We start from the raw sequence: 5,689 nt of genomic DNA on the forward strand, positions 1-5,689 counted from the left end.
ATAGAAATAGAATTAAAGGAGATTACTAACCAATTAAATGATGTGGTAGTAGTGGCCTACGGTTCGCAGGAGCGCAGAAACGTAATCGGATCTGTCGTAAAAACCAGTCTCGATGATGTAAAGAACATTCCGGGTGGTAGCTTTGAATCGCAGCTTCAGGGAAAAGTAGCTGGTGTACAGATCACCAATAATACGGGTGTGCCAGGCGAGACTGTAAACATTCGACTGCGCGGGGCTAATAGTATTAACGGAAACAACAATCCTTTGTATGTGATAGATGGGGTATTTATAAGTAATACCAGCTTGCAGACTTATGATACAGGTGGTAAGTCCACATCGCCTATTGCTGATATTAACCCGAACGATATTGCGAGTATTTCTGTGTTGAAAGATGCTGAAGCAACTGTGCTTTATGGGGTTAGGGGAGCCAATGGGGTTGTTATCATTACCACTAAGCGTGGTAACTTTAACCAGAAGCCGAAGCTTGATCTGAATGTAAATAATGGTTTTGCAAAAGCCATTAAACTATGGGATCTGGCAACCGGCCCACAACATGCTGAATTGATTAACGAGAATTACATCAATACTGGTGGAACTTTTGCTACCCGCCCGTTCCGTCCTGTTTCAGAAGGAGGCAGAGGCTTACCTGAAGAGCAGCAAACTTACGACCGCTTAAGTCAGGTTTTTCGTACTGCTGCGCTGCAGAATTACGATGTTTCTTTGGCTGGAGGAAACAACGGAACAAAATATTACATTTCGGCGGGATACAACAAACAGGAGTCCATTCTGGCACCTATATCTTTCGATCGCGCCAGCTTCAAGGCAAATTTTGATCAGAAGATCACTAATAAAATAACAGTGGGTATAAGCAACACCCTTGGCAGGACCCACCGCAATGAAGGCCGGGCAGGAGATGGGCCAGCTGGTGGTTTACTTCAGGCGGCACTGCACACACCTACATATCTGTCACCTTATAATGCACAGGGTGTATTGGTTGGTAGAGCCGGCTTTGATAATGTACAGCTTTTGCTTGAAAATTACGACATCAACTCTACCAGTTTACGTTACATTGGTAACCTATACGGTGAGGCAGAACTCTTACCAGGACTGAAGTTCCGTTCCAGTTTTGGTTTGGACTATACCAATTATCCTGAATCTGAATATTGGAATACTTTCCTGATCTCGGGAAGTCCAAATGGTCTGGCCACTTCATCCGTTGGTCAGCGCACCTCGCTGCTTAATGAGCAAACACTTTCCTATAGTTTTAAGGTTAATGACAAACATACATTTGGCATTTTAGTGGGTAATACATTGCAAAGCGATGTGAGTAGTACCACTTCGGCCACCGGCAGAGGCTTTGCCAACAATTCGTATAAGCTTATTTCCTCCGCTGCGGTAACTACTGGTTCAGAAAGGTGGTCGAGAAGGAATCTTGCTGCCTTCTTTACTAAGCTTGATTACAATTTCGATGGCAAATACCTGCTTGATTTCAGTCTGCGTGCGGATGGATCATCTGCATTCGGAAAGGACAAGCAATGGGGGTATTTTCCCGGCGTAGGTGCAGCATGGCAGGTTAAAGAAGAAAACTTTTTGAAAAATGTGGACTTTATCACTGATCTGAAGATCAGAACTAGTTATGGTATTACAGGAAGCCAGAATGGTGCCGATGATTTTTCTTCACTTGGCCTTTGGTCTGGAGGTTCATCATACCTTGGAAACCCAGGTACAGCACCTCAGCAAATTGCCAATCCTGATCTTGGCTGGGAGCAAACTACTCAGTTCAACACAGGATTTGATCTCTCTTTATTTGAGGGCAGGCTGGCATTTTCATTTGATTACTACAGAAAATATACCAGTKATGGGATAATTTCCAGCCCGTTAGCCGCTACAACAGGCTTTAGTAGTTATACTAAAAATCAGATAGAGATTAGTAACAGGGGCTATGAGCTGGGAATCAGCTCTACCAATATTAAAGGAAAGGACTTTAACTGGACAACGAGCTTCAATATATCCGGAAATAAGAACAAAATAGAGAAATTATCTGCACCGGTGAAGTTTGGAAGCAGGGACCTGATCTGGAATATAGAGGGAAGCCCTTTGTACTCTTTCTACCTATATAAAGAGCTTTATGTAGACCCACAAACGGGTAACGTGGTGTATGATGATTACAATAAGGATGGTAAGATCACTGCTGCAGATAGGCAGGTCTACGGGAGCGTATGGCCTAAGTTCTTTGGCGGTATGGGTAATAATTTTGCTTATAAAGGATTAGATCTGGGTGTATTCTTTTCCTTTTCTTATGGAAACAAGGTGTATAACCACAACAGGTTTTTTGGTGAAGCTGGCGGAGCACGTGATGCCAACCGTATCATTTTTGCCAGTAACGTAGACAGGTGGCAGAAGCCTGGTGATGTAACGAACACACCAAGGCCAGATGGAATTAACAACAACAACTATAAAGATGATGGCAGTCGTTGGCTGGAAGATGCCTCTTTCCTGCGCTTACGCTCTTTGGTACTTGGTTATACACTTCCTAAATCGATTACAGAACGGGTTAAGCTGGATAGGGTGAGATTGTCTGTGACGGCTAATAACCTGTTCCTGATCACCAATTATACAGGCCTTGATCCTGAGTCTTCTGCCAGTAGTTCACAAAATGCGCAGGGAATTGATCTGGGTACACCACCACAGCCACGGAGTTTTCAATTTGGTATAAATGTGTCCCTATAATTAGGGATAAGAAATTAGAAATCATGAAAAAAGCAATATATATCTTGTCCTTCTTTAGCATCCTGTCCTTCTCCTCTTGCGAGAAATACCTGGATGTAGAGCCTCGTGCATCAGTGTCAGACAAGCAAACGATCTACGACAATGCATCGTCACAAACTGCACTAACCGGGGTTTATGCTGCACTGGCATCCGGGTCTTATTATGGTACCACATTTCAGTCAATTGGATATCTCAATGGTGATAACATACAATGGACAGGTTCACAATCACAGGTTCAGGAATTCATAAATCATAATGTTAGTGCTGACAACTCTACCATCAGCAGCGCTTGGTCGGCCATTTACCTAACCATTAGCAGGGCGAACCAGGTTATTCAAAAGGTTCCTGGAGTAACAGATCCACTCCTTAACCAAAGTACAAAAGACCAGATCGTTGGTCAGGCTTATTTTATTCGTGCATTAGCCTATTTCGATCTGGCCCGAACCTGGGGCAGCGTACCGCTGATCACCAAGCCTACTGAAACGGCAACTGATAACAGTGGGATTCCGCGCAGTCCGCAAAATGAAGTATACGCACAAGTGTTGAACGATCTGGATAAAGCAGAACCTCTGTTGACTGAAACTACGGACAGACATAGAGCTACCCGAAAAACAGTATGGGCGCTAAAGTCGCGGTATTACTTATATAGAGGCGATTGGGCAAATGCAGAATTGTATGCAACAAAGCTGATTGTTGATAACGCGAATTACAAATTACTGAAACCTTTTGGAAGTTTCTTTCAGAACGATGCCAGGGCCACTCAGGAGTCTGTGTTCGAACTCTTTTACAGCGCTGCAGAAACCAATGGGCATCGTGGACAATGGCAGCCTCAGCAAAATGGGGGAACTCGCCAATGGGCACCCAATGATGCATTTGTAGCATTGGTAAATGATCCACTGATTGGAGGTACAAGAAGTGTTTTGGTGGCAAAAGACAACCAGAACCGTTGGTATGGCAATTTATATTACAGGAGTCCTGCAACAGATCCTTCTTATCTGATTCGCATAGCTGAACTTTATTTGATCCGCGCCGAAGCACGAAGTAACCAGGCTCCCGACGGTGCGACTGTTGCTAATGATAAGTTAGCCGGTGCCATTGCTGACCTGAATGCGGTGCGAGACCGCGCTGGACTGGCGGGAACACCTGCAGTTACCAAAGCAAATGTGTTGTTGGCTATTGAAAATGAAAGAAGAGTTGAATTTGCTTTTGAGCCGCACCGCTGGTTTGACCTGGTAAGAACAGGAAGAGCATCCGTTGTACTGAACATTACTGACGTCAGAAAATACCTGATGCCTATTCCTAATGATCAGCTGCTGATAGATCCGGCATTAGGGCCAAATAATCCAGGATATTAAAATTTATAGATTATGACAACTATTAAATTAGATCAATCTTCTCCTGAATGGAATGGTTATGAAAAAACCGCTCTGCGCTTCTTTTTCATCTATTTCATTCTTCAAACCATCCCGCTGGACTGGAAGTACTATAAAGGAATCTTTGCCATTAACTGGCTCAACCTCAATTATGGAGATATTTTTTTCATTACCAGGTATTTCCCCAGCTTTGGTTCTGCCACAGGAAGTTTCATCGACTGGATCATTATTGCCGTCATAGCCGCCATTGGGGCCGCAGTATGGGCTAAAAAAGAGAAACCAGATACAGATTATAGCATTTTGTACTACTGGTTAAGGACCATATTGAGGTACAGGCTGGCTATAGGAGTTATCGGTTACGGGCTTATCAAGTTTTTTCCGTTGCAGGCACCTTTTCCATCCATCAGTAACCTGAATACCAGTTATGGCGACTTTACCGACTGGAAGATATTCTCACTGAGCCTTGGTGTAGTGCCGGGTTACGAGTCTTTTCTTGGTGGAGTGGAACTGCTTGCAGGCATTCTCTTGTTCTTCAGAAGAACAGCCTCAATAGGCGCGTTTATTATACTGGTGTTTACAGGGAATGTATTCATTTCAAATCTTGCTTACGAAGGCGGAGAATATGTGTACAGCTTTTACCTGATCTCGCTGGCTATATTTGTATTGGCCTATGATGCAGGGCGAATCTATAACCTGATCTCACTGGGCAAACCAACTGCTCCGAATTTATTTAAGCCCGTATTTACCGGATGGTTAAAAAATGGCAGGATTGTTTTGAAAAGTGCAGTGATCTTCTTTTTTGTATTTGTTTACGGGTTTAAGACCTACAAAGGGTATAGGACCGACCCTTATCAGTTTCCAAAAGCAAAAGGATTAAAAGGAGCTAGTGGGATTTATAATGTTAGTGAGTTTAAACTCAATGGCAAAGTATTCCCTTATTCTGTTACGGATTCAACAAGATGGAAGGATGTGGTGTTTGAAAAATGGGCCACAATAAGTATCCGTTCAAACAGACCGGTTATACTTGATTCTACCAACTATGAACAGATCAGCTATAAAGATAAAGACAGAAATTACGAGTTGGCCGGTTCCGGTGGAAGACATTATTACAGCTATAAAGCAGATACAGTAAACCATCTGTTATTACTGCAAAACAAAAACAGTAATTACAAGAACGATAAACTGGTACTGAAGTATAGCAGGCCAGATAGCGCAACAATAATCCTTTCGGGCGTTAACAATTCAAAAGATTCTGTTTACGTTTTACTGAACAAAATAGACAAGAAGTATCCCATTAAACTTGGCCGTCGTAATCGTCTGAAACTTTAATACAAATGAAAATGAATAATTCAGAAAATACACCAACTCAGTGGTCGACAGGCAAAAAAATAGCATTTCGCATTACGTTTGTGTTCTTCTTGCTGGTATCCATTCCGCTAAGTAGTGGTTGGTATAAAAATTTAATTGCCATCGATTGGCTAAATCCACATTATCGTGATATATATGATATTGCACGCTTCGGTACCAATACACCCCCTGTGCTATTT

The 5,689-nt window shown here is 42.8% G+C and carries 3 protein-coding genes and 1 pseudogene; all 4 read left to right on the forward strand.

Going from position 1 to position 5,689, the window contains the following annotated elements:
* A partial coding sequence (locus tag AC1DG9_RS22350; RefSeq protein ID WP_477635264.1) for a SusC/RagA family TonB-linked outer membrane protein occupies nt 1–2,730 on the forward strand: 2,730 nt, incomplete at its 5' end.
* A 23-nt stretch (nt 2,731–2,753) separates the two neighbouring features.
* Nucleotides 2,754–4,124 (forward strand): RagB/SusD family nutrient uptake outer membrane protein, encoded by a 1,371-nt coding sequence (locus tag AC1DG9_RS22355; protein ID WP_172660113.1) that lies wholly within the window; start codon nt 2,754–2,756, stop codon nt 4,122–4,124.
* Nucleotides 4,125–4,136: 12 nt separating this feature from the next.
* The gene (locus AC1DG9_RS22360) at nt 4,137–5,471 is read left to right on the forward strand and encodes a DoxX family protein (RefSeq protein WP_172660114.1); all 1,335 of its coding nucleotides are present in this window, start codon (nt 4,137–4,139) and stop codon (nt 5,469–5,471) included.
* A gap of 11 nt (nt 5,472–5,482) precedes the next feature.
* A pseudogene (locus tag AC1DG9_RS22365) lies at nt 5,483–5,689 on the forward strand (hypothetical protein); the annotation flags it as partial.

It is taken from the genome of Pedobacter sp. 05L430 (assembly GCF_056397585.1).